Source organism: Pseudomonas sp. JS3066, assembly GCF_036328175.1.
Lineage (GTDB): Bacteria > Pseudomonadota > Gammaproteobacteria > Pseudomonadales > Pseudomonadaceae > Metapseudomonas.
The window spans coordinates 3379136-3398831 of the sequence record NZ_CP143312.1; the positions used below are offsets into that span (position 1 = coordinate 3379136).

Here is a 19696-nt window from a genome sequence, read left to right on the forward strand (position 1 = left end):
GCCCTAAGATGCTCCATTGCTCTCTGCTTGGCGACTCCCTTCATGATCCAGATCGATGCCCTCCCCGCCTTTTCCGACAACTACCTCTGGCTGCTGCAGGACGACACAACCCGACACTGCGCCGTGGTCGACCCCGGCGACGCTGCACCGGTGCTGGCCTGGCTAGAAGCCCATCCCGGATGGAAGCTGACCGACATCATGGTCACCCATCATCACCATGATCATGTCGGCGGCGTTGCGCGACTGAAGGATGCAACCGGCGCCCGCGTACTAGGCCCGGTGCAGGAGAAGATTCCTGCCCGCGACGAAGCGCTTGGTGACGGAGACACCGTCCAGGTACTGGGACTGGAGTTCCAGGTGATCGAAGTACCCGGCCACACCCTGGGCCATATCGCCTACTACCATGGGGAAACCAGGCAACCGCTGCTGTTCTGTGGCGATACGCTGTTCGCTGCCGGCTGCGGCCGGCTGTTCGAAGGAACGCCGGAGCAGATGCATCACTCCCTCAATCGCCTGGCGGCGCTGCCGGCGGCCACCCAGGTCTTCTGCACCCACGAGTACACGCTCAGCAACCTGCGTTTCGCCAGAGCCGTAGAGCCCGGCAACCATGCCACTTCCAAGCGTTTCGATGAGGTCACCCGGCTGCGCGAGCAAGGCGGTATCAGCCTGCCATCAACCATCGCCCTCGAGTTGGCGACCAACCCCTTCCTGCGGGTGACTGAAACATCCGTTAAACAAATGGCCGACGAGCGGGCGGGTCGGGATAACCCTACGCCAGCCGAGGTCTTCGCGACCCTTCGAGCCTGGAAAGACCAATTCTGAACACTCGGTCAGGCTCTGGCGAATTGGTGAAAACTTGACCAACCATAGGTCGATTCCTAGAATCGCCGGACTTTTTTGCCGGAAAAACCTCACAGCCAATGTTGTCTTCGCCGATCAGAAATCTCGACCTGGATGCATTGGCACGAGCCGCGCGCGCGCTTGTGGTGGTGTGCGCCGTCACGCTTGCCGGCTGCTCCGGCACGGGTCAGAAGGACGATGACCAGGGCCGCGACACCGACCGCGCACTGGCCATGCAGCAACAGGCCCAGTGGCTGGAAGAGGCACAGACCGAGCGCGAACCCCAGGACATCTGGGAACGCATGCGCAACGGCTTCAAGCTGCAAGACGAGATCGGCGTCAACCCACGCATCGAGCGCCAGCGCCTCTGGTACGTGAGCAAGCCCTCCTTCCTGGAAAGCGCCAGCGACCGTGGCAGCCTTTATATCCACTACGTTGTGGAGCGCCTGGAAGAACGCAACATGCCCCTTGAGCTGGCCCTCCTGCCAGTGGTGGAAAGCGCCTACAACCCGTTCGCCTACTCGCGAAGCAATGCCGTGGGCATCTGGCAGTTCATTCCGTCGACCGGTCGCCACTTCAACCTGCGCCAGACCAACTGGTACGACGGCCGCCGTGACATCACCGCGTCCACCAACGCTGCCCTGAACTACCTCGAACGCCTGCACGAAATGTTCAACGGCGACTGGCTGCTGGCCCTCGCTGCCTACAATGCTGGCGAAGGTACCGTCAGCCGTGCCATCGAGCGCAACCAGAAGCTCGGCCTGCCGACCGACTACTGGAACCTGCCGCTCCCCCAGGAAACCCAGGACTACGTACCCAAGCTGCTGGCCCTGTCGCAGCTGGTGATGGCACCGGAAGCCTATGGCGTGAACCTGAACCCCATCGCCAACGAGCCGTACTTCGAAGTAGTGGAAGTCAAGCAGCAGCGCCTGGACCTGTCTCGCGTGGCGGCGATGGCGGACATGGACGCCGATGAGATGTACCAGCTCAATCCGGCCTTCAAGAAACGCATCACCATGGATGGCCCGCAGCACCTGTTGGTCCCCACCGACAAGGCCGAATTGCTGACCGCCAACCTTGCCCTGATGAAGCCCCAGATGCTGGTGGACTGGCAGCAGTACCGCGTGCGCAACGGTGATAGCCTGCATGGCATCGCGAACCGTTACCACGTCACGGTCAAGACGCTGAAAGAGATCAACGGCCTCTCCGGCAACCACCTGCGGGTAGGCCAGCAGCTGAGCATCCCGGTCGAGCCTGGCCTGAAACCTGACAAGCCGCTCTTCCAGAACATCGCCAGTGCCCCGGCGCCGACCCCGGCACGCAACCACAAGGTCAAGAGGGGCGACAACCTTTCGACCATCGCCCGTCAGTACAAGGTGACTGTGCAGGACATCAAGCGCTGGAACCACCTCAAGGGCAACCACCTCAAGGCAGGCCAGGTGCTGAAACTTGAAGGCGGCGCCACCCAGGTCGCAAGCGCCAGCGCCACCAGCAAGGGGAAGTCCAAGAGCAACGGCCGCGAGTCAGTGACCTACTACAAGGTCAAACAGGGCGATTCCCTCTATCTGATCGCCAAGCGCTTCAACGTTGAGATGAAGCATCTTCAACGCTGGAACCCCCGCAGCGACCGCGCCCTGAAGCCCGGCCAGACCCTGACGGTCTACCTGCCCTGACTCTTCTGCGCCATCGCCTCCAGGCAGCGCCCCGCCGCCTGGGCGAAATGCTGGAACGCCACGAACTGCTCGTGCCGTAACGCCCGTCCAGAAAGGCGGCAGTCAGCGTAGATCACCCCGATCTCCCGCTTGCCCACCAGTAGCGGCGCAATGAAGAACATCCCCTGTCCCAGCCATTCGCGCATCGGCCGCGTAACCAGGTCGCTCAGGCTATAACTCGCGGGCACACCCATCCAGAGAGTCTCGCGGGCACGCAATACGTAGCTGAATAGATTGGGTTGCTCTGATTGGCCGGCGGGCAGGACGAAGCCGTCGAGCCAGCGCTGGCTGCCCTCGCCCACCGCCCGACGCACCGTGAAGCGACTGCGCTGGTCGGTCAGCACTGCAACCATCACCCGCTCCAGCCCGGCCCCCTGGTGCAACCCCTGAAGCAGGGTATCGAGCACGAGATTGATGTCCGCCTTGCGCGACACCAGCATTCCCAGTTCCTGCAAGGCCTGCTGCATAACCAGCAGATCCGGTTGCAGCAGCCGCGCCTGGCGCTGTTCTCTCTGCAGACGGATTTGCTCCGGGTCGGTATGGGGTATCAGGTGGCAGAGCTTGCTGGCACCAAATGTGGTGGCCACCTTGACCGCTTCATCGGCACTGGCCAGCACCTGCTGCATGGCCTCCTCCCGGCTCAGGCCGACCAGTCCGGCCAGTTGCTCTACAAGTTGCGTCATGGAGGCTGAGTCCCAGCCCTGCAAGGCTGCCTCGCTGATCCGAACCCCCAGGCTCACGGCCTTCACCGCCGGGTCACTCTGGGCGGAGCCGGTATGCGCCAGACTCGCCAGCTCACCCAGGTTCCAGCTGCGGACCAGACCCAGGGTCAATTGGCGGAAGTTGGTGCCCAACACTTCGCGCACTGCCTGCTCTTCATCGACTCCCGGTTGCGCCAGCGCTGCAGCAAGCTCATCAGCCTGCTCGCCACCACAGCCCCAGAACGCCAGTTCACCCAGGTTGTGTAACAGGGCGGCGATGAACACCTCTTCCTGGCTCCGCGCCAGGAGGTAGCCGGCAATGTTGCGGGCCTGTACCGCCGCGTGAAAGGAGCGCGCCAGAATCTCCGGTAACTGCTCCCTCGGGCCTCGAGCCAGCAGGCTGTCGATAAGACTGACCGAGAGGCCGATCAGGCGCACGTTCTCGAAACCGATCAGCACGATGGCGCGGGAGATCGTGCGAATGGCTTCCTGGGACGGGTTGTAATAGACGCTGTTGGCAACCTTCAGCACCTTGGAGGTCAGCGTCGCGTCACGTAGCAGCACATCTGCCAGCTGCTGAACGGAGGATTTGTCCTGTTGGGCCATCTGGTGCAGGTCCTGCACCACCGCGGCCAGAGCGGGTAATTCGGCCTCGTTGAGGCGGTCGATCCATGACTGCAAACCATGGCTGCGTTCACCCAAGATTGGCACCCCTGCGCAAAATTCAGAATGGTGGCCAGAATGCTGGCCAGCTACCCGCAGGCTGGCCCTTTTTTCTTGCCTGTACAAGCTGTTACTGTACTTGCCAGCCGTTACCGCCGACACCCGCGGCGCGTGACCCCTGACACGATTTCGCCGGCCCGATGCCCGCGCCATCCCGCCAGCGAGGCCAGCACCCACATGCCCGACACGATATCCATGGATCGGACCCCCGCCTGATGCGTCGTCTTGCGTTCATGCTCATTGGCCTGCTGGCCCAACCCTGCTTCGCCAACCTGACCGAAAGCCACGGCTACGCTCAGTTCGGCGCCCTGAAATACCCCGCCAATTTCGACCATTTCGACTGGGTCAACCCCAACGCTCCCAAAGGCGGCACCTTGCGGGTGATGGCCTTCGGCACCTTCGACACGCTCAACCCTTACACCTTCAAGGGCACCAGCCCAGTGTCCACGCCGAACTTCCAGCAGTACGGCGTGACCGAGTTGAACGAGCCGCTGATGGTGGGCACCGGCCAGTACGACCCGTCCGGCGACGAACCTGCCTCCAGCTACGGCCTGATCGCCAAGAGCGTCGAGTACAGCGAGGACCGAAGCTGGGTGGTGTTCAACCTGCGCGAAGAAGCCCGCTTCCACGATGGAAAGCCGATAACCGCCTTCGATGTAGCCTTTTCCTACCGCACCCTGATCAAGAATGGCCACCCGCAGTACCGCACCAGCCTTCAGGAAGTAAAGCGGGTCGACATCCTCAACCGCCACCGCATCCGTTTCGTGCTCAAACGCGCCGGCAACCCGCTGCTGATTCTTCGCCTCGGCGAACTGCCGGTGCTGCCGCAGCACTATTGGAAGAACCGAGACTTCAAGGCGACCAGCTTCGAGCCGCCCTTGGGCAGTGGTCCCTATCGCATTACCCAGGTGAGGCCAGGGCGCAGCCTGGTGTTCGAGCGAGTCAAGGACTGGTGGGGCGAACAGCTTCCAGCCAACCGCGGCAAGTACAACTTCGACCGGGTTGAGGTGGAGTTCTACCGAGACAGCAACGTCGCCTTCGAAGCCTTCAAGGCCGGCGAGTTCGATTTTTACATCGAGCACCAGGCGAAGAACTGGGCCAACGGCTATCGTTTTCCAGCCATCGCCCGAGGGGATGTGATCCGCGCGGAGATTCCGCACCAGATCCCGACCCAGACACAGGCCCTGTTCATGAACACCCGACGCGCAGTGTTCGGCGACCGCAAGGTCCGCGAAGCCATGGGGCTGATGTTCGACTTCGAATGGACCAACCGCACGCTGTTCAACAACGCCTACATACGCGCCGCCAGCTATTACCCGAACAGCGAGTTCAGCGCCGTGGGCAAGCCCGAGGGGCATGAGTGGCTACTCCTATCCCCGCATCGCCAGGAATTGCCCGAGCCACTGTTCACTCAGCCTTTCCAGGTGCCAACCACAGAAGGCCGAGGCATTCCGCGGGAAACCCTTCGCCGTGCCCTGGGTCTATTGGCCGAAGCCGGATGGAAGTTGTCCGGCCAGCGCCTGGTAAATGATCGTGGCCAGCCGCTACGTTTCGAAATCCTGCTGGTCAATCCGAACCTTGAACGCATCCTCCAGCCCTACCGCGAAAATCTCGCCAGCATCGGCATCGACGTCAGCCTGCGTACGGTGGATCGCGCCCAGTACAAGCAGCGCCTGGACCACTTCGACTACGACATGATCCTCATGACCCTGCCGCAGACTCTGAGCCCCGGCCTGGAGCAATACCTCTACTTCCATTCCAGCCAGGTAGGCGTGAAGGGCAGCAAGAACTATGCGGGCGTCGCCAACCCGGTAGCCGACGAGATGATCGAGAAACTCCTCGGCGCCCAGAGCCGCGACGAACAGCTGGCCGCCGCACGCGCACTGGACCGCACCCTGCTGTGGCAGCACTACGGCATCCCCAACTGGTACATCAACTATCACCGCCTGGCGTACCGCAACCGGTTCGCCTTCGTCACCACGCCGCCCTACACCCTGGGCCTGCGCGCCTGGTGGCTGAAGCCCACGGAGAACGCCCGATGAGCAAAACGCTACGCAACCTTTGCCTGCAAGGCTGTGGCGCCCTGCTGCTATCCCTGGCCGGGCTCGCCATCGCCGAGCCGAAGTACGCCATCACCCTTTACGATGAGTCGGCCAAGTACCCGGAAAACTTCAAGAACTTCTCCTGGGTCAATCCGGATGCCCCCAAGGGAGGCATACTGCGCCTCGCCGGGGTTGGCGGATTCGACAGTCTCAACCCGTTCATCCCCCGCGGTAATTCAGCCGACCAGTTGGGCCTGATCTACGACAGCCTGACCTTCCACTCCCCGGACGAACCCTTCACCGAGTACGGCCTGCTGGCTGAAAAGATCGAGAAAGCGCCGGACAACAGCTACGTGCGCTTCTACCTGAACCCCAAGGCACGCTTCAATGACGGTCAGCCAGTGACCGCCGAAGACGTGGTCTTCACCTTCAACCTCCTGGTCGAGCACGGCGACCCCATGTACCGCCATTACTATGCGGACGTCGCCAAGGTGGAGGCGGAGGACAAACAACGTGTGCGCTTCGATTTCAAGCATCCAGGCAACCGCGAGCTGCCGCTGATCATCGGCCAGATCCAGGTGCTGCCCAAGCACTACTGGGAAGGCCGCGACTTCGGCAAGACCAACATGGAACCCCCGGTAGGCAGTGGCCCCTACCGTATTGCCAAGGTCGACGCCGGTCGCTCGATCCGCTACGAGCGGGTCAAGGACTGGTGGGCCAAGGACCTGCCAGTGACGCGCGGTTACTACAATTTCGACGCCATCACAGTGGACTACTACCGCGACATGTCGGTCTCCCTTGAAGCCTTCAAGGCCGGGCAGTTCGACTTCAACCTGGAGTATTCCGCCAAGGACTGGGCCACCGGCTACGAAGGCCCCGCCCTGCGCGCCGGCAAGATCCTCAAGGAAGCTATCCCCAACCACAATCCAACCGGCATGCAAGGTTTCGCCTTCAACATTCGCCGACCAGTATTCCAGGACCGTCGCGTGCGCGAAGCCATCGCCCAGCTGTTCGACTTCGAATGGGCGAACAAGCAACTCTTCTTCAGCTCCTACAAACGCACGAGCAGCTACTTCGAGAACTCGGAAATGGCTTCCCACGAGCTGCCTGACGCTGATGAACTGAAGATTCTCGAACCGCTGCGCGACCAAGTGCCGGCAGAAGTCTTCAGCCAGGTATTCCAGCCACCGGTCAGCGATGGCAGCGGCATCATCCGTGAACAAAAGCGTCGCGCTTACCAGCTGTTCATGGACGCCGGCTACAAGATCGAGAACGACAAAATGGTTGGCCCGGACGGCAAGCCCCTGGTCTTCGAGTTCCTTACCGCCCAGGCCAACCTCGAGCGAGTGATCCTCCCCTTCAAGCGCAACCTCGCCGAACTGGGTATCGACCTGCAGATCCGCCGCGTGGACGTATCCCAGTACATCAATCGACTGCGCTCGCGCGACTTCGACATGATTCCCGCCACCTGGGGCCAGTCCAACTCGCCGGGTAACGAACAGATGGAGTACTGGCATTCGCGCAGTGCCGACAGCGCCGGCAGCCGCAACTTCATCGGCCTGCGTGACCCTGCCATCGACAAACTGGTGGAAGGCCTGATCCGCGCCGACTCGCGCCAGAGCCTGGTGAAACACGCTCGCGCCCTGGACCGAGTACTGCTGTGGGGGCACTACGTGGTGCCCAACTACTACGTCGATACCTGGCGCGTCGCCTACTGGAACCACTTCCAGCGCCCGGACAGCACACCGCTGTATGACTTCGGCCTGATGACCTGGTGGCAGAAACCGGGCACGGAAACTGCTAGCCAGTCTGAGCAACCCACCTCCGAGCCGGATGCACAGTAAATGCTCGCCTACATACTCCGTCGACTGCTGCTGATCATTCCAACGCTGTTCGGCATCCTGCTGATCAACTTCATCATCATCCAGGCCGCTCCCGGCGGTCCGGTCGAGCAGATGATCGCCAAGCTGGAAGGCTTCGATGCCGCCGCGGGCGGCGCCACCGGTCGGATCTCCGGAGGTGGTTCGGAAGTTGCCACTGCTGGCTCCAACTACCGCGGAGCCCAAGGCCTCGACCCGGAACTGGTGGCCGAGATCGAGAAGATGTACGGCTTCGACAAGCCCGCCGCGGAACGCTTCTGGCTGATGATCACGAGCTACCTGAAGCTGGACTTCGGGACGAGCTTCTTCCGTGACGCCAAGGTTATCGACCTGATCATCGAGAAGTTGCCGGTGTCCATCTCCCTCGGGCTCTGGAGCACCCTGATCATGTACCTGGTGTCCATTCCCTTGGGAATCGCCAAGGCGGTACGCCACGGCAGCGCCTTCGACGTCTGGAGCAGCACCGCCATCATCGTCGGCTATGCCATTCCTGCCTTCCTGTTCGCCATCCTGCTGATCGTGCTTTTCGCCGGCGGCAGCTATTTCGACTGGTTCCCACTGCGCGGGCTCACCTCGAACAACTTCGACGAGCTTAGCTTCACCGAAAAGATTGCCGACTACTTCTGGCACCTGGCGCTACCGGTGACTGCCCTGGTGATCGGCAACTTCGCCACGCTCACACTGCTGACCAAGAACAGCTTCCTCGACGAGATCAACAAGCAGTACGTGGTCACCGCCCGCGCCAAGGGCCTGTCGGAAAATCGCGTGCTCTACGGCCACGTATTCCGCAATGCGATGCTGCTGATCATCGCTGGCTTCCCGTCGGCCTTCATCGGCATCTTCTTCACTGGCTCCCTGCTGATCGAGGTGATCTTCTCCCTAGATGGGCTGGGCCTGTTGAGCTTCGAGTCAGCCCTGAACCGCGACTATCCCGTGGTCTTCGGCACGCTCTTCATCTTCACTTTACTGGGGCTGGTCGTGAAACTGATTGGCGATCTCACCTACACCCTGGTCGATCCGCGTATCGACTTCGAAAGCCGGGAGGGTTGAGCATGGCCCTCTCCCCCATCAACCAGCGGCGCTTCGAGCGATTCAAGGCCAACAAGCGCGGCTGGTGGTCACTGTGGCTATTTCTGATCCTCTTTGTCCTGAGCCTGGGTGCCGAGATGATCGCCAACGACAAGCCTCTGGCGGTCAACTACGACGGCCAGTGGTATTTCCCCTTCCTCAAGCGCTACCCGGAAACCACTTTCGGTGGCGAATTCCCGCTGGAAGCCAACTACAAGACGCCCTATATCCGCGAACTGATCGAATCCAAGGGCGGCAGCATGATCTGGACGCCCATCCCGTTCAGCTACGAAACCATCAACTACGACCTCAAGGTGCCGGCCCCCGCGCCGCCCTCGGCGGACAACTGGCTGGGAACCGACGACCAGGGCCGCGATGTGCTGGCACGGGTAATCTACGGCTTCCGCGTATCGGTTCTGTTCGCCCTGACCCTGACCCTGCTCAGCTCGATCATCGGCGTGATCGCCGGCGCCCTGCAGGGCTTCTATGGCGGCTGGGTCGACCTGGTCGGGCAGCGTTTCCTGGAAATCTGGTCCGGCCTGCCGGTGCTCTACCTGCTGATCATCCTGGCCAGCTTCGTGCAGCCGAACTTCTGGTGGCTGCTGGGCATCATGCTGCTGTTCTCCTGGATGAGCCTGGTGGACGTGGTGCGGGCCGAGTTCCTCCGCGGCCGCAACCTGGAATACGTGCGTGCTGCGCGCGCCCTGGGCATGCAGAACGGCGCCATCATGTTCCGCCATATCCTGCCCAACGCCATGGTGTCCACCATGACTTTCATGCCGTTCATCCTGACCGGCGCAATCGGCACCCTCACCGCACTGGACTTCCTCGGCTTCGGCCTGCCGCCAGGAGCGCCCTCCCTCGGCGAGCTGGTGGCCCAGGGCAAATCCAACTTGCAGGCGCCCTGGCTCGGCATCTCCGCCTTCCTAGTGCTGGCGGCCATGCTGACCCTGCTGGTTTTCATCGGCGAAGCCGCGCGCGATGCCTTCGACCCGAGGAAGTGAGATGAGCGAGAACCTGATCGAAATCCGCGACCTCTCCGTCGAGTTTGTCAGCGGCGACAAGGCCCAACGCGTAGTCGAAGGCATCAATTTCGACATCCGCAAGGGCGAGACCCTGGCGCTGGTAGGCGAAAGCGGCTCCGGCAAGTCGGTGACCGCCCACTCCATCCTGCGCCTCTTGCCCTACCCGCTCGCCCGCCACCCGAGCGGCAGCATCCACTACGCCGGCAAGGACCTGCTGAAACTACCCGAGAACAAACTGCGGGGCATTCGTGGCAACCGCATCGCGATGGTCTTCCAGGAACCCATGACCTCGCTCAACCCGCTGCACAACATCGAGAAGCAGATCAACGAAGTGCTCGCCCTGCACAAGGGCCTGACAGGCAAGGCCGCCACGAAGCGGACCCTGGAGCTGCTGGAGCTGGTCGGCATACCCGAACCGCACAAGCGACTCAAGGCTTTCCCCCACGAGCTGTCTGGCGGCCAGCGGCAGCGGGTGATGATCGCGATGGCCCTGGCCAACGAGCCGGAACTGCTGATCGCCGACGAACCCACTACCGCGCTGGATGTCACCGTCCAGCTGAAGATTCTCGAACTGCTCAAGGAATTGCAGGCCCGCCTGGGCATGGCGCTGCTGCTGATCAGCCATGATCTGAACCTGGTTCGGCGAATTGCACATCGCGTATGTGTCATGCAGCGCGGTTGCATCGTCGAACAAGCGTCGTGTGATGAGCTGTTCCATGCACCTCAGCATCCCTACACCAAGGAACTGCTCGGCGCCGAGCCTTCGGGCCGGCCGGCAGAGAACCCCGAGGGCGCGCCACTGCTGGAGGTCGATGACCTGCGCGTGTGGTTCCCCATCAAGAAGGGGTTGCTGCGGCGCACCGTGGATCATGTAAAGGCCGTGGACGGCGTCAACTTCAGCCTGCCGCAGGGCCAAACCCTGGGCATCGTGGGCGAAAGTGGCTCTGGAAAGTCCACGCTGGGCCTGGCGATTCTCCGGCTGCTTGGCAGCCGGGGCGGCATCCGCTTCCAGGGCCAGTCCCTGGAAGGCCTGTCGCAAAAGGATGTGCGGCCGTTCCGGCGCGAGATGCAGGTGGTCTTCCAGGACCCCTTCGGCAGTCTTAGCCCACGCATGTGCGTGGGTCAGATTGTCGGAGAGGGTCTGCGAATCCACCGTATCGGCACCGAAGCGGAACAGGAACAAGCCATCATCGATGCGCTCCTGGAGGTAGGGTTGGATCCGGAAACCCGGCACCGCTACCCCCACGAGTTTTCCGGCGGGCAGCGGCAGCGGATTGCCATTGCCCGGGCATTGGTGCTGAAACCGGCACTGATCCTGCTGGACGAGCCCACCTCGGCGCTCGACCGGACGGTTCAGCGCCAGGTAGTGGAGTTGCTGCGCAGGCTACAGACCAAGTACAACCTGACCTACCTGTTCATCAGCCATGATCTGGCGGTGGTCAGGGCCCTGAGTCACCACCTGATGGTGATCAAGCACGGACAGGTGGTCGAACAGGGTCCGGCCGATGCCATCTTCGCTGCCCCACAGCACAGCTATACGAAGCAGTTGCTGGAAGCCGCATTCCTGGCTCCGGAAACTGCCCATTAACCAGAAGAGGATGAAAGCACATGGGTTTTCTCGCCGGTAAGCGCGTACTGATCGTTGGCGTAGCCAGCAAACTGTCCATCGCATCGGGCATCGCTGCAGCCATGCATCGCGAAGGCGCCGAGCTCGCCTTCACCTATCAGAACGAGAAACTGAAAGGCCGCGTGGAAGAGTTCGCCGAGGGCTGGGGCTCCAGCGCCGAGCTGTGCTTCCCCTGCGACGTGGCCAAGGACGAAGAAATCGTCGCGGTCTTCGAGGCCCTCGCCAAGAAGTGGGATGGCCTGGATTGCATCGTGCACTCCGTTGGCTTCGCCCCTGGCGACCAGCTGGACGGCGACTTTACCGAAGTCACCACTCGTGAAGGTTTCCGCATCGCCCACGACATCAGTGCCTACAGCTTCGTCGCCCTGGCCAAGGCCGGTCGCGAACTGATGAAAGGCCGCAACGGCAGCCTGCTGACCCTGTCCTACCTGGGTGCCGAGCGCACCATGCCGAACTACAACGTCATGGGCATGGCCAAGGCCAGCCTGGAAGCAGGCGTTCGCTACCTGGCCGGCAGCCTCGGCCCGGAAGGCACTCGCGTCAACGCGATCTCCGCCGGCCCGATCCGCACCCTGGCCGCTTCCGGCATCAAGAGCTTCCGCAAGATGCTCGCCGCCAACGAGAAGCAGACCCCCCTGCGCCGTAACGTGACCATCGAAGAAGTCGGCAACGCCGGCGCCTTCCTGTGCTCCGATCTGGCCTCGGGCATCAGCGGCGAAATCATGTACGTCGACGGTGGTTTCAACACCACCGCCATGGGCAATATCGAAGACTGATAGTCGCCCCCCAAAAAAGCCCGCACTCGTGCGGGCTTTTTTGTGGCCGTCACCGACGCGTCCACCCTGTAGGAGCGAGCCCTGCTCGCGAATCGGTTCGGTTCGGTTCGGTTCGGTTATTAAGCTGGGCGCACAAAAGAAAAAGGCCGCATAAGCGGCCTTCTTCTTCAGCGAATCGATCAGAAACGCTCGATCTTCGCTTTCTCTTCGACCTGGCGGCGGTAGGCAGCGAAATCCTGCTGGCCACTGCGCGAAGCAAGGAATCGGCTGTACATCGCCTTTTCCTGCTCGGAGAGTTTCTCCTCCGGCACATTGACGCCGTTCAGGCGAATTACAACGTAGTCGCCATTGTTCAGCTTCACACCAGTGAACTCAGGCCTGTCTGCAGCGGCCGGCTTCGGCATGCGGAACAGGGCCTGCAACAGCAAAGGCTCGACTCCCTCCTGGCTGCGGGTAGCGGCTTCTACCACGTTCCAGGATTGGCCTTCCTGAGCTTGCTCAACCGGGGTCTTGCCTTCGCGCAGACTGGCAATCAGCGCATCACCCTTGGCCTTGGCGGCTTCGCCTGCCTTCTGGCCCATCAGATGCTGACGAATGCTGTCACCGACCTTATCCAGGCCAAGCTGCTCAGGCTTCTTGTGCTCCTTGACGCGCAGGACGATCACGGTATCCGGGTCCAGCTCGATCGCCGAGCTGTTGGCACCGTCTTCCAGCACTTCCGGACTGAATGCAGCCTGGAGGACCTGGCGGTTGGCCGTCAGGCCTTCGCCACCTTCACGACCGAAGGGTGCGCTGGTCTTGACTTCCAGCTTCAGTTCCTGGGCCGGCTGGGCCAGGTCGGAAGCCTCGAACGCGGCGTCTTCAAGCTCCTTGCTCACTTCGACGAAACGCTGCTCAACTTGCTGGGCCTTGATGTCGTGCTCCAGCTTCGGCTTGAGGCTCTCGAAGCTCGGGACTTCAGGTGCTTGTACGCCCAGCAGCTTGATCAGGTGCCAGCCGTACTGGGTACGCACGGGGGCGGACACTTCACCCTGCTTCAGCGCATACAGCGATTCCTCAAAGGCAGGCTCATATACGCCAGGAGCTGCGAAGCCAAGGTCACCGCCATTGGCAGCAGAGCCGGAGTCATCGGAGAATTCCTTGGCCAGCGCGGCGAAGTCCTCGCCCTTGTCCAGGCGCTGCTTGACCTGCTCGATCTTCGCCTTGGCCTGTTCCTCGTTGAGCTTGTCGTTGACCTCCACCAGGATGTGGGCGGCCTGACGCTGCTCAGCCAGGTTGCTGATCTCTTTCTGGTACTGAGCCTTGAGGTCTTCTTCCTTGGCTTCGACCTGGTCGAAGAAGGCAGCCTTTTTCAGCTCGACATACTCGATCACAACCTGCTCGGCGCTCTTGAACTGGTCGACATGGGCGTCGTAATAAGTTTTCAGCTCTTCATCGGAAACGCTGACGGCAGCCGGATCAGCCTTGAGCGTCAGGGTCGCGAAATCGCGGGTCTGCTTCTCCAGGCGAGCGAAGGCTTCAACTTCCGCATCAGTCACGAAGCCACTACCAGCCAAGCCCGCACGCAGTTGGCCGATGAGCATTTCCTGCTCAAGCATCTGACGGAACTGCAGGCGGTTGTAGTTCATCTGGCGGATGACCTGATCGAAGCGGTCGGCATTGAACTTGCCGTCCACCTGGAACTCCGGCGTCTGCAGGATGAGCTGGTCAAGGGCGCCTTGCGAGAAAGCGAAATCGGCATCACCGGCTGCTTGCAGCAGGAGCTTGCGCTCAATCAGGCCCTTCAGCGCGGCTTCGCGCAGCAGCTTTTCGTCCAGCAGGGAAGCATCGAAGTCCTTGCCCAGTTGCTGCTGCAACTGGCGGCGCTGCATGTTCACAGCTTCGCTCAACTGGTCCAGAGTGATTTCGTCACCGTTGACCTCAGCCGCGTTCTGGCGATTGCTGGTGGCATTGAAAATGGCGTCGAAGCCGGTCAGCGCCAGCAGTGCGATGATTACGCCAATAATGGTTTTGGCAATCCACCCCTGTGAATTGTCCCGTATGTTCTGCAGCATGGGTCCCCCAGAAACGGCCGCATTAAGTCGCAGCCGAGTAACGCGGGTAGAGTATCCGAATATGAGAAAGGCGCATCCAAGGATGCGCCTTCTCGTAGCTTGCGGAGTCTGAGATTCGACCTCTCTGGTGGTAGGAAGAAACTCTCCGCTTCCACCGCTCCGCTATCGGGTCAGGTTGAACCCGACCCGGTCGGGCAGAGCCCAAAAGACGCTTAGTTGACGGCGTCTTTCAGAGCTTTGCCGGCTTTGAAGCCAGGGATCTTGGCAGCAGCGATCTTGATCGGCTTGCCAGTCTGCGGGTTACGGCCAGTACGAGCGGCACGCTCTTTAACAGCGAAAGTACCGAAGCCAACCAGCACCACGGAGTCACCAGCCTTCAGAGCGCCAGTAACGGATTCGATAACTGCGTCCAGCGCGCGGCCAGCTACAGCTTTCGGGATGTCAGCAGATGCGGCGATAGCATCAATCAGTTCCGACTTGTTCACTCTTAAGTCCCCTTATTTCTGTTGAGTTGTTTCTTAGTTGTTTGGTGTAAGCAAAGCGGGTGCTGGATGGCCTGCTAACACATAAGAGCCGCTTTATAACAAGGGCTCGAAAAATGTGTCAAGAAAGCCCCCCGGCTAATGCGTGCTGATTCGCTCCTTGGAATCAGTCTCGCGCTTGTCATCCTTTGCAACCATCTCCGGAGCCGCATCGGGCAAGGGCTCCGGGGCGTATTGCAGCGCAATTTGCAGGACCTCGTCAATCCATTTAACCGGTTTAATCGCCAAGTCTTGCTTGATATTTTCGGGAATTTCTTTGAGATCGCGCACATTCTCTTCGGGAATGATCACGGTCTTGATTCCACCACGATGCGCAGCCAGTAACTTCTCTTTCAAACCACCAATCGCGAGCACCTGGCCACGCAAGGTGATTTCCCCGGTCATGGCTACATCGGCACGAACCGGAATCTGCGTCATGGCTGAAACGAGGGCCGTGCACATTCCGATGCCGGCGCTCGGGCCATCCTTCGGAGTGGCCCCTTCAGGCATATGAATGTGAATGTCGCGTTTTTCATGGAAGTCGGCGGGAATACCAAGGCTCTTCGCACGACTGCGAACCACGGTAAGCGCAGCCGTAATGGACTCTGCCATCACGTCACCCAGCGAACCGGTCTTGGTCAACTGGCCCTTGCCGGGAACGACCGCGGCCTCGATGGTCAGCAACTCACCACCAACTTGGGTCCAGGCCAGACCAGTCACCTGACCGATCTGATCCTGCTGCTCGGCCAGCCCGTAGCGATATTTGCGCACGCCCAGGAAATGCTCGAGGGATTCAGCCGTGACCTGTACAGCGAAGCGCTTCTCACGGGCATGCTCCTTCACGGCCTTGCGGCAAACCTTGGCAATCTGGCGCTCAAGGCTACGCACACCGGCTTCGCGGGTGTAGTAGCGAATGATGTCGCGGATGGCTGCCTCGTCGAATTCCAGCTCGCCCTTCTTCAGACCGTTGGCTTTGGTCTGCTTGGGTGCGAGGTACTTGACCGCGATGTTTACCTTTTCGTCTTCCGTGTAACCCGGCAACCGAATCACTTCCATACGGTCCAGCAACGGGGCCGGAATGTTCATGGAGTTGGCGGTGCAGAGGAACATCACGTCCGAGAGGTCGTAATCGACTTCCAGGTAATGGTCGTTGAAGTTGTGATTCTGCTCAGGATCGAGCACTTCCAGCAGTGCAGACGCAGGATCACCGCGCATGTCGCTGCCCATCTTGTCGATTTCGTCGAGCAGGAACAGGGGGTTGCGCACGCCAACCTTGGTCATCTTCTGGATCAGGCGACCCGGCATGGAACCAATATATGTGCGGCGGTGGCCACGGATTTCAGCCTCGTCGCGCACACCACCCAAGGCCATGCGTACGAACTTGCGATTGGTGGCACGGGCAATGGACTCGGCCAGTGAGGTCTTGCCCACGCCGGGCGGGCCAACCAGGCAAAGTACGGGGCCTTTTACCTTCTTCACGCGCTTCTGCACGGCGAGGTATTCAAGGATACGCTCCTTGACCTCATCCAGACCGTAATGGTCGGCATCGAGGATGTCTTCGGCCTTGGCCAAGTCCAGGCGAACCTTGCTCTCGGCCTTCCACGGCACATTGACCAGCCAATCGATGTAGGAGCGCACTACAGTCGCTTCAGCAGACATCGGCGACATCTGCTTCAGCTTGTTCAGCTCGGCATTGGCCTTGGCCATTGCCTCCTTGGTCAGGCCGGCGTTGTCGATGCGCTTCTTCAGCTCTTCGACTTCGTTGTGACCTTCATCGATGTCGCCCAGCTCCTTCTGAATGGCCTTCATCTGCTCATTCAGGTAGTACTCACGCTGGCTGCGCTCCATCTGCTTCTTGACGCGACCACGAATGCGCTTCTCGACCTGCAACAAGTCTATTTCGGCATCCAGCAACGCCAGCACATGCTCAACGCGCTCGGATAGATCAGTCAGCTCGAGAATTTCCTGCTTCTGCTCAATCTTGAGCGCCATATGAGCAGCCATGGTGTCCACCAGACGGCCCGGCTCGTCGATGCTGTTCAGCGAGGAGAGCACCTCGGAAGGCACTTTCTTGCCCAGCTGCACATACTGTTCGAACTGGCTGAGCAAGCTGCGGATGAATACTTCGGATTCGCGTTCGCCCGCATCGACTTCATCGACCAGACTGACTTCGGCGCGGCAATGCCCATCCACTTCGATGAAACGTTCGATCGAGCCACGCTGCTCGCCCTCAACCAGCACCTTCACGGTGCCGTCCGGCAGTTTCAGCAACTGGAGCACAGTGGCGACGGTGCCCATGCGATACAGGGCGTCTTCGCCCGGATCGTCATCGGCGGGGTTCTTCTGGGCAACCAGGAGAATCTGCTTGTCCCCCGTCATCGCAGCCTCGAGTGCTTCGATGGATTTCTCACGCCCTACGAAAAGCGGGATGACCATGTGCGGATAGACGACGACATCGCGCAATGGCAGGAGAGGTAATTCAGCAGTCGTATTCATGGTATCAGCTCTACGGCGGCCCTAAGGCCGTAAACAGATGGGAAAACCCTTGGCCCTAAGATGGGGTTAGGCCCGGGAAAAAACAAGCTTTGAGGCAGGAAATACAAAGGGGCCCGCAGGCCCCTTTGTTTCATCAAGCGTCAGGCGCCGCCTTAGCAGGCTGCTCGTTGTTCTCGTAGATCAACAGAGGCTTGGACGATCCTTCGATGACACTTTCGTCGATGACTACCTTGCTTACATCTGTTTGAGAGGGAATCTCATACATGGTGTCGAGCAGAATTCCTTCGAGGATGGAACGCAGGCCACGAGCACCAGTCTTGCGCTCGAGCGCACGATGGGCAACGGCCTTGAGAGCATCGGGACGGAACTCGAGGTCTACACCTTCCATTTCGAACAGTTTGGTGTACTGCTTGGTCAGCGCATTCTTCGGCTCGGTGAGAATCTGCATCAGCGCAGCTTCGTCCAGCTCGTCGAGAGTAGCGATGACTGGCAGACGGCCGACGAACTCGGGGATCAGGCCGAATTTCACCAGATCTTCCGGCTCGACTTCGCGGAGAGCCTCACCCACCTTCTTGCCCAGGTCCTTGCTTCGAACCTCTGCGTTGAAGCCGATGCCACCTCTAGTGGAACGGTTCTGGATTACTTTCTCCAGCCCGGCAAACGCACCACCACAGATAAACAGGATGTTGCGGGTGTCGACCTGCAGGAACTCCTGCTGCGGATGCTTGCGTCCACCCTGCGGAGGAACTGAGGCAACGGTGCCCTCGATCAGCTTCAGTAACGCCTGCTGCACGCCTTCACCCGAAACATCGCGGGTAATCGACGGGTTATCGGACTTACGGGAAATCTTGTCGATTTCGTCGATGTAGACGATCCCCATCTGGGCCTTCTCGACGTCGTAGTCACACTTCTGCAGCAACTTCTGGATGATGTTCTCGACGTCCTCGCCAACGTAGCCAGCCTCAGTGAGGGTGGTCGCATCGGCGATGGTGAAGGGAACATTCAGCAAACGAGCCAGTGTTTCGGCCAGCAGGGTCTTACCCGAACCGGTCGGGCCGATCAGCAGGATGTTGCTCTTGCCCAGCTCGACATCATCTTTCTTGTCACGCTGGTTCAGACGCTTGTAGTGGTTGTACACCGCTACCGCGAGCACTTTCTTCGCACGTTCCTGGCCAATCACATACTGGTCGAGGATGTTGCGGATTTCCTTTGGCGCGGGCAGCTTGTGCGCACTGCTCTCGGCCTGGGCTTCCTGCACCTCCTCACGGATGATGTCATTGCACAGGTCGACGCACTCGTCGCAGATAAATACGGAGGGACCGGCAATCAGTTTGCGCACTTCGTGCTGGCTTTTGCCGCAGAAGGAGCAATAAAGCAGCTTGCCGTTGTCCTCGCCGTTGCGGGTGTCAGTCATTCGATCGATCCAATCGGGTAGGCGTGAAACACAAGATGAAGGCAAATGCGGGCATTTTCAACCCCGCGAAACGGCCGGATATTCTCCGGCCGCGGTCCTGCGGATGGGCTTAACCCGCGATCTGGCGCTTGTTGAGCACCTGATCTATCAGGCCGTATTTGACTGCTTCGTCGCCGCTCATGAAGTTGTCGCGGTCGGTATCGCGGGCAATCACGTCGATAGGCTGGCCACAGTGGTCAGCCAGGATCTTGTTCAGGCGCTCGCGGATGGTCAGGATTTCACGGGCGTGAATCTCGATATCCGACGCCTGGCCCTGGAAGCCGCCCAGCGGCTGGTGAATCATCATCCGAGAATGCGGCAGGCAGTAACGCTTGCCTGCAGCACCACCAGCCAGCAACAGCGCACCCATGCTGCACGCCTGACCAATGCAAAGGGTCGAAACGTCGGGTTTGATGAATTGCATGGTGTCGTAGATCGACATGCCGGCGGTAACCGAACCACCCGGAGAGTTAATGTAGAGCTGGATGTCCTTGTCGGGGTTCTCAGCCTCGAGGAACAGAAGCTGCGCCACCACCAAATTGGCCATGTAGTCCTCGACCGGGCCCACCAGGAAAATTACGCGCTCCTTCAACAGGCGCGAGTAGATGTCGTAGGCGCGCTCACCACGGGCGGACTGCTCGATCACCATCGGCACCAAGCCGCCAGCGGCTTGGATGTCAGGCATTTGCTGCATAAACGAATTGCGGGACATGTCCTGCGATCACTCCCTAATTGAATAGTCATGTCTTAAAGACGCATAAGCCAGCTCGGAGGCTGG

Annotated in this window: 14 protein-coding genes; 8 read left to right on the forward strand and 6 right to left on the reverse strand. The window is 60.5% G+C overall.

The annotated features are described in order from the left end of the window. Window positions 1-42 precede the first annotated feature (42 nt). Both gloB and SA496_RS16005 read left to right on the forward strand, forming a co-directional pair. Complete coding sequence (gene gloB, locus SA496_RS16000) at window positions 43-822, forward strand: hydroxyacylglutathione hydrolase (protein ID WP_120650306.1); 780 nt, start codon at window positions 43-45, stop codon at window positions 820-822. Window positions 823-920: 98 nt separating this feature from the next. Beyond that, window positions 921-2513 carry a LysM peptidoglycan-binding domain-containing protein gene (locus SA496_RS16005; RefSeq protein WP_330114132.1) on the forward strand — a complete coding sequence of 531 codons (1593 nt, stop codon included), beginning with the start codon at window positions 921-923 and terminating at the stop codon, window positions 2511-2513. Here SA496_RS16005 and SA496_RS16010 read toward each other — a convergent pair. Next, the gene (locus SA496_RS16010; RefSeq protein WP_330114133.1) at window positions 2501-3955 is read right to left on the reverse strand and encodes an HDOD domain-containing protein; all 1455 of its coding nucleotides are present in this window, start codon (window positions 3953-3955) and stop codon (window positions 2501-2503) included. The genes SA496_RS16005 and SA496_RS16010 overlap by 13 nt on opposite strands. Before the next feature lie 236 nt (window positions 3956-4191). Here SA496_RS16010 and SA496_RS16015 point away from each other — a divergent pair, with 236 nt between their 5' ends. The 6 genes from SA496_RS16015 to fabI are packed head-to-tail and all read left to right on the forward strand — an operon-like array spanning window position 4192 to window position 12394. Next, on the forward strand, window positions 4192-6018 hold the full coding sequence (locus tag SA496_RS16015) for an extracellular solute-binding protein (protein ID WP_330114134.1): 1827 nt from the start codon (window positions 4192-4194) through the stop codon (window positions 6016-6018). Continuing rightward, window positions 6015-7862, forward strand: a complete 1848-nt coding sequence (locus SA496_RS16020) for an extracellular solute-binding protein (protein WP_330114135.1) — start codon at window positions 6015-6017, stop codon at window positions 7860-7862. Before SA496_RS16015 ends, SA496_RS16020 begins: the two co-directional genes overlap by 4 nt. Continuing rightward, window positions 7863-8948 carry a microcin C ABC transporter permease YejB gene (locus tag SA496_RS16025; RefSeq protein ID WP_153917174.1) on the forward strand — a complete coding sequence of 362 codons (1086 nt, stop codon included), beginning with the start codon at window positions 7863-7865 and terminating at the stop codon, window positions 8946-8948. Window positions 8949-8950: 2 nt separating this feature from the next. Next, the gene (locus SA496_RS16030) at window positions 8951-9970 is read left to right on the forward strand and encodes an ABC transporter permease (RefSeq protein ID WP_120650294.1); all 1020 of its coding nucleotides are present in this window, start codon (window positions 8951-8953) and stop codon (window positions 9968-9970) included. A 1-nt stretch (window position 9971) separates the two neighbouring features. Further along, window positions 9972-11579 carry an ABC transporter ATP-binding protein gene (locus SA496_RS16035; protein WP_120650292.1) on the forward strand — a complete coding sequence of 536 codons (1608 nt, stop codon included), beginning with the start codon at window positions 9972-9974 and terminating at the stop codon, window positions 11577-11579. 20 nt (window positions 11580-11599) lie between these two features. Continuing rightward, window positions 11600-12394: an enoyl-ACP reductase FabI gene (gene fabI, locus SA496_RS16040; RefSeq protein WP_120650290.1), complete on the forward strand. Its 795-nt coding sequence runs from the start codon at window positions 11600-11602 to the stop codon at window positions 12392-12394. Between the two features lie 179 nt (window positions 12395-12573). Here fabI and SA496_RS16045 read toward each other — a convergent pair whose 3' ends face one another. The 5 genes from SA496_RS16045 to clpP all read right to left on the reverse strand — a co-directional run bounded on the left by SA496_RS16045 (window position 12574) and on the right by clpP (window position 19630). After that, on the reverse strand, window positions 12574-14448 hold the full coding sequence (locus SA496_RS16045; RefSeq protein ID WP_330114136.1) for a SurA N-terminal domain-containing protein: 1875 nt from the start codon (window positions 14446-14448) through the stop codon (window positions 12574-12576). A 212-nt stretch (window positions 14449-14660) separates the two neighbouring features. Further along, a complete protein-coding gene (hupB, locus tag SA496_RS16050; protein WP_003087931.1) occupies window positions 14661-14933 on the reverse strand; it encodes a nucleoid-associated protein HU-beta in 273 nt (90 codons plus the stop codon). A gap of 135 nt (window positions 14934-15068) precedes the next feature. Continuing rightward, complete coding sequence (gene lon, locus SA496_RS16055) at window positions 15069-17465, reverse strand: endopeptidase La (RefSeq protein ID WP_120650286.1); 2397 nt, start codon at window positions 17463-17465, stop codon at window positions 15069-15071. Between the two features lie 133 nt (window positions 17466-17598). Continuing rightward, a complete protein-coding gene (gene clpX, locus SA496_RS16060; RefSeq protein WP_077523794.1) occupies window positions 17599-18879 on the reverse strand; it encodes an ATP-dependent Clp protease ATP-binding subunit ClpX in 1281 nt (426 codons plus the stop codon). Between the two features lie 109 nt (window positions 18880-18988). Beyond that, window positions 18989-19630 carry an ATP-dependent Clp endopeptidase proteolytic subunit ClpP gene (gene clpP, locus SA496_RS16065; RefSeq protein ID WP_077523795.1) on the reverse strand — a complete coding sequence of 214 codons (642 nt, stop codon included), beginning with the start codon at window positions 19628-19630 and terminating at the stop codon, window positions 18989-18991. Between the last annotated feature and the right edge of the window lie 66 nt (window positions 19631-19696).

Bases quoted from the DNA above. Each gene is read 5' to 3' on its own strand.
- gloB (WP_120650306.1), top strand. From the start codon at position 43: ATGATCCAGATCGATGCCCTCCCCGCCTTTTCCGACAACTACCTCTGG.
- SA496_RS16005 (WP_330114132.1), top strand. From the start codon at position 921: ATGTTGTCTTCGCCGATCAGAAATCTCGACCTGGATGCATTGGCACGA.
- SA496_RS16015 (WP_330114134.1), top strand. From the start codon at position 4,192: ATGCGTCGTCTTGCGTTCATGCTCATTGGCCTGCTGGCCCAACCCTGC.
- SA496_RS16020 (WP_330114135.1), top strand. From the start codon at position 6,015: ATGAGCAAAACGCTACGCAACCTTTGCCTGCAAGGCTGTGGCGCCCTG.
- SA496_RS16025 (WP_153917174.1), top strand. From the start codon at position 7,863: ATGCTCGCCTACATACTCCGTCGACTGCTGCTGATCATTCCAACGCTG.
- SA496_RS16030 (WP_120650294.1), top strand. From the start codon at position 8,951: ATGGCCCTCTCCCCCATCAACCAGCGGCGCTTCGAGCGATTCAAGGCC.
- SA496_RS16035 (WP_120650292.1), top strand. From the start codon at position 9,972: ATGAGCGAGAACCTGATCGAAATCCGCGACCTCTCCGTCGAGTTTGTC.
- fabI (WP_120650290.1), top strand. From the start codon at position 11,600: ATGGGTTTTCTCGCCGGTAAGCGCGTACTGATCGTTGGCGTAGCCAGC.
- SA496_RS16045 (WP_330114136.1), bottom strand. From the start codon at position 14,448: ATGCTGCAGAACATACGGGACAATTCACAGGGGTGGATTGCCAAAACC.
- lon (WP_120650286.1), bottom strand. From the start codon at position 17,465: ATGAATACGACTGCTGAATTACCTCTCCTGCCATTGCGCGATGTCGTC.
- clpX (WP_077523794.1), bottom strand. From the start codon at position 18,879: ATGACTGACACCCGCAACGGCGAGGACAACGGCAAGCTGCTTTATTGC.
- clpP (WP_077523795.1), bottom strand. From the start codon at position 19,630: ATGTCCCGCAATTCGTTTATGCAGCAAATGCCTGACATCCAAGCCGCT.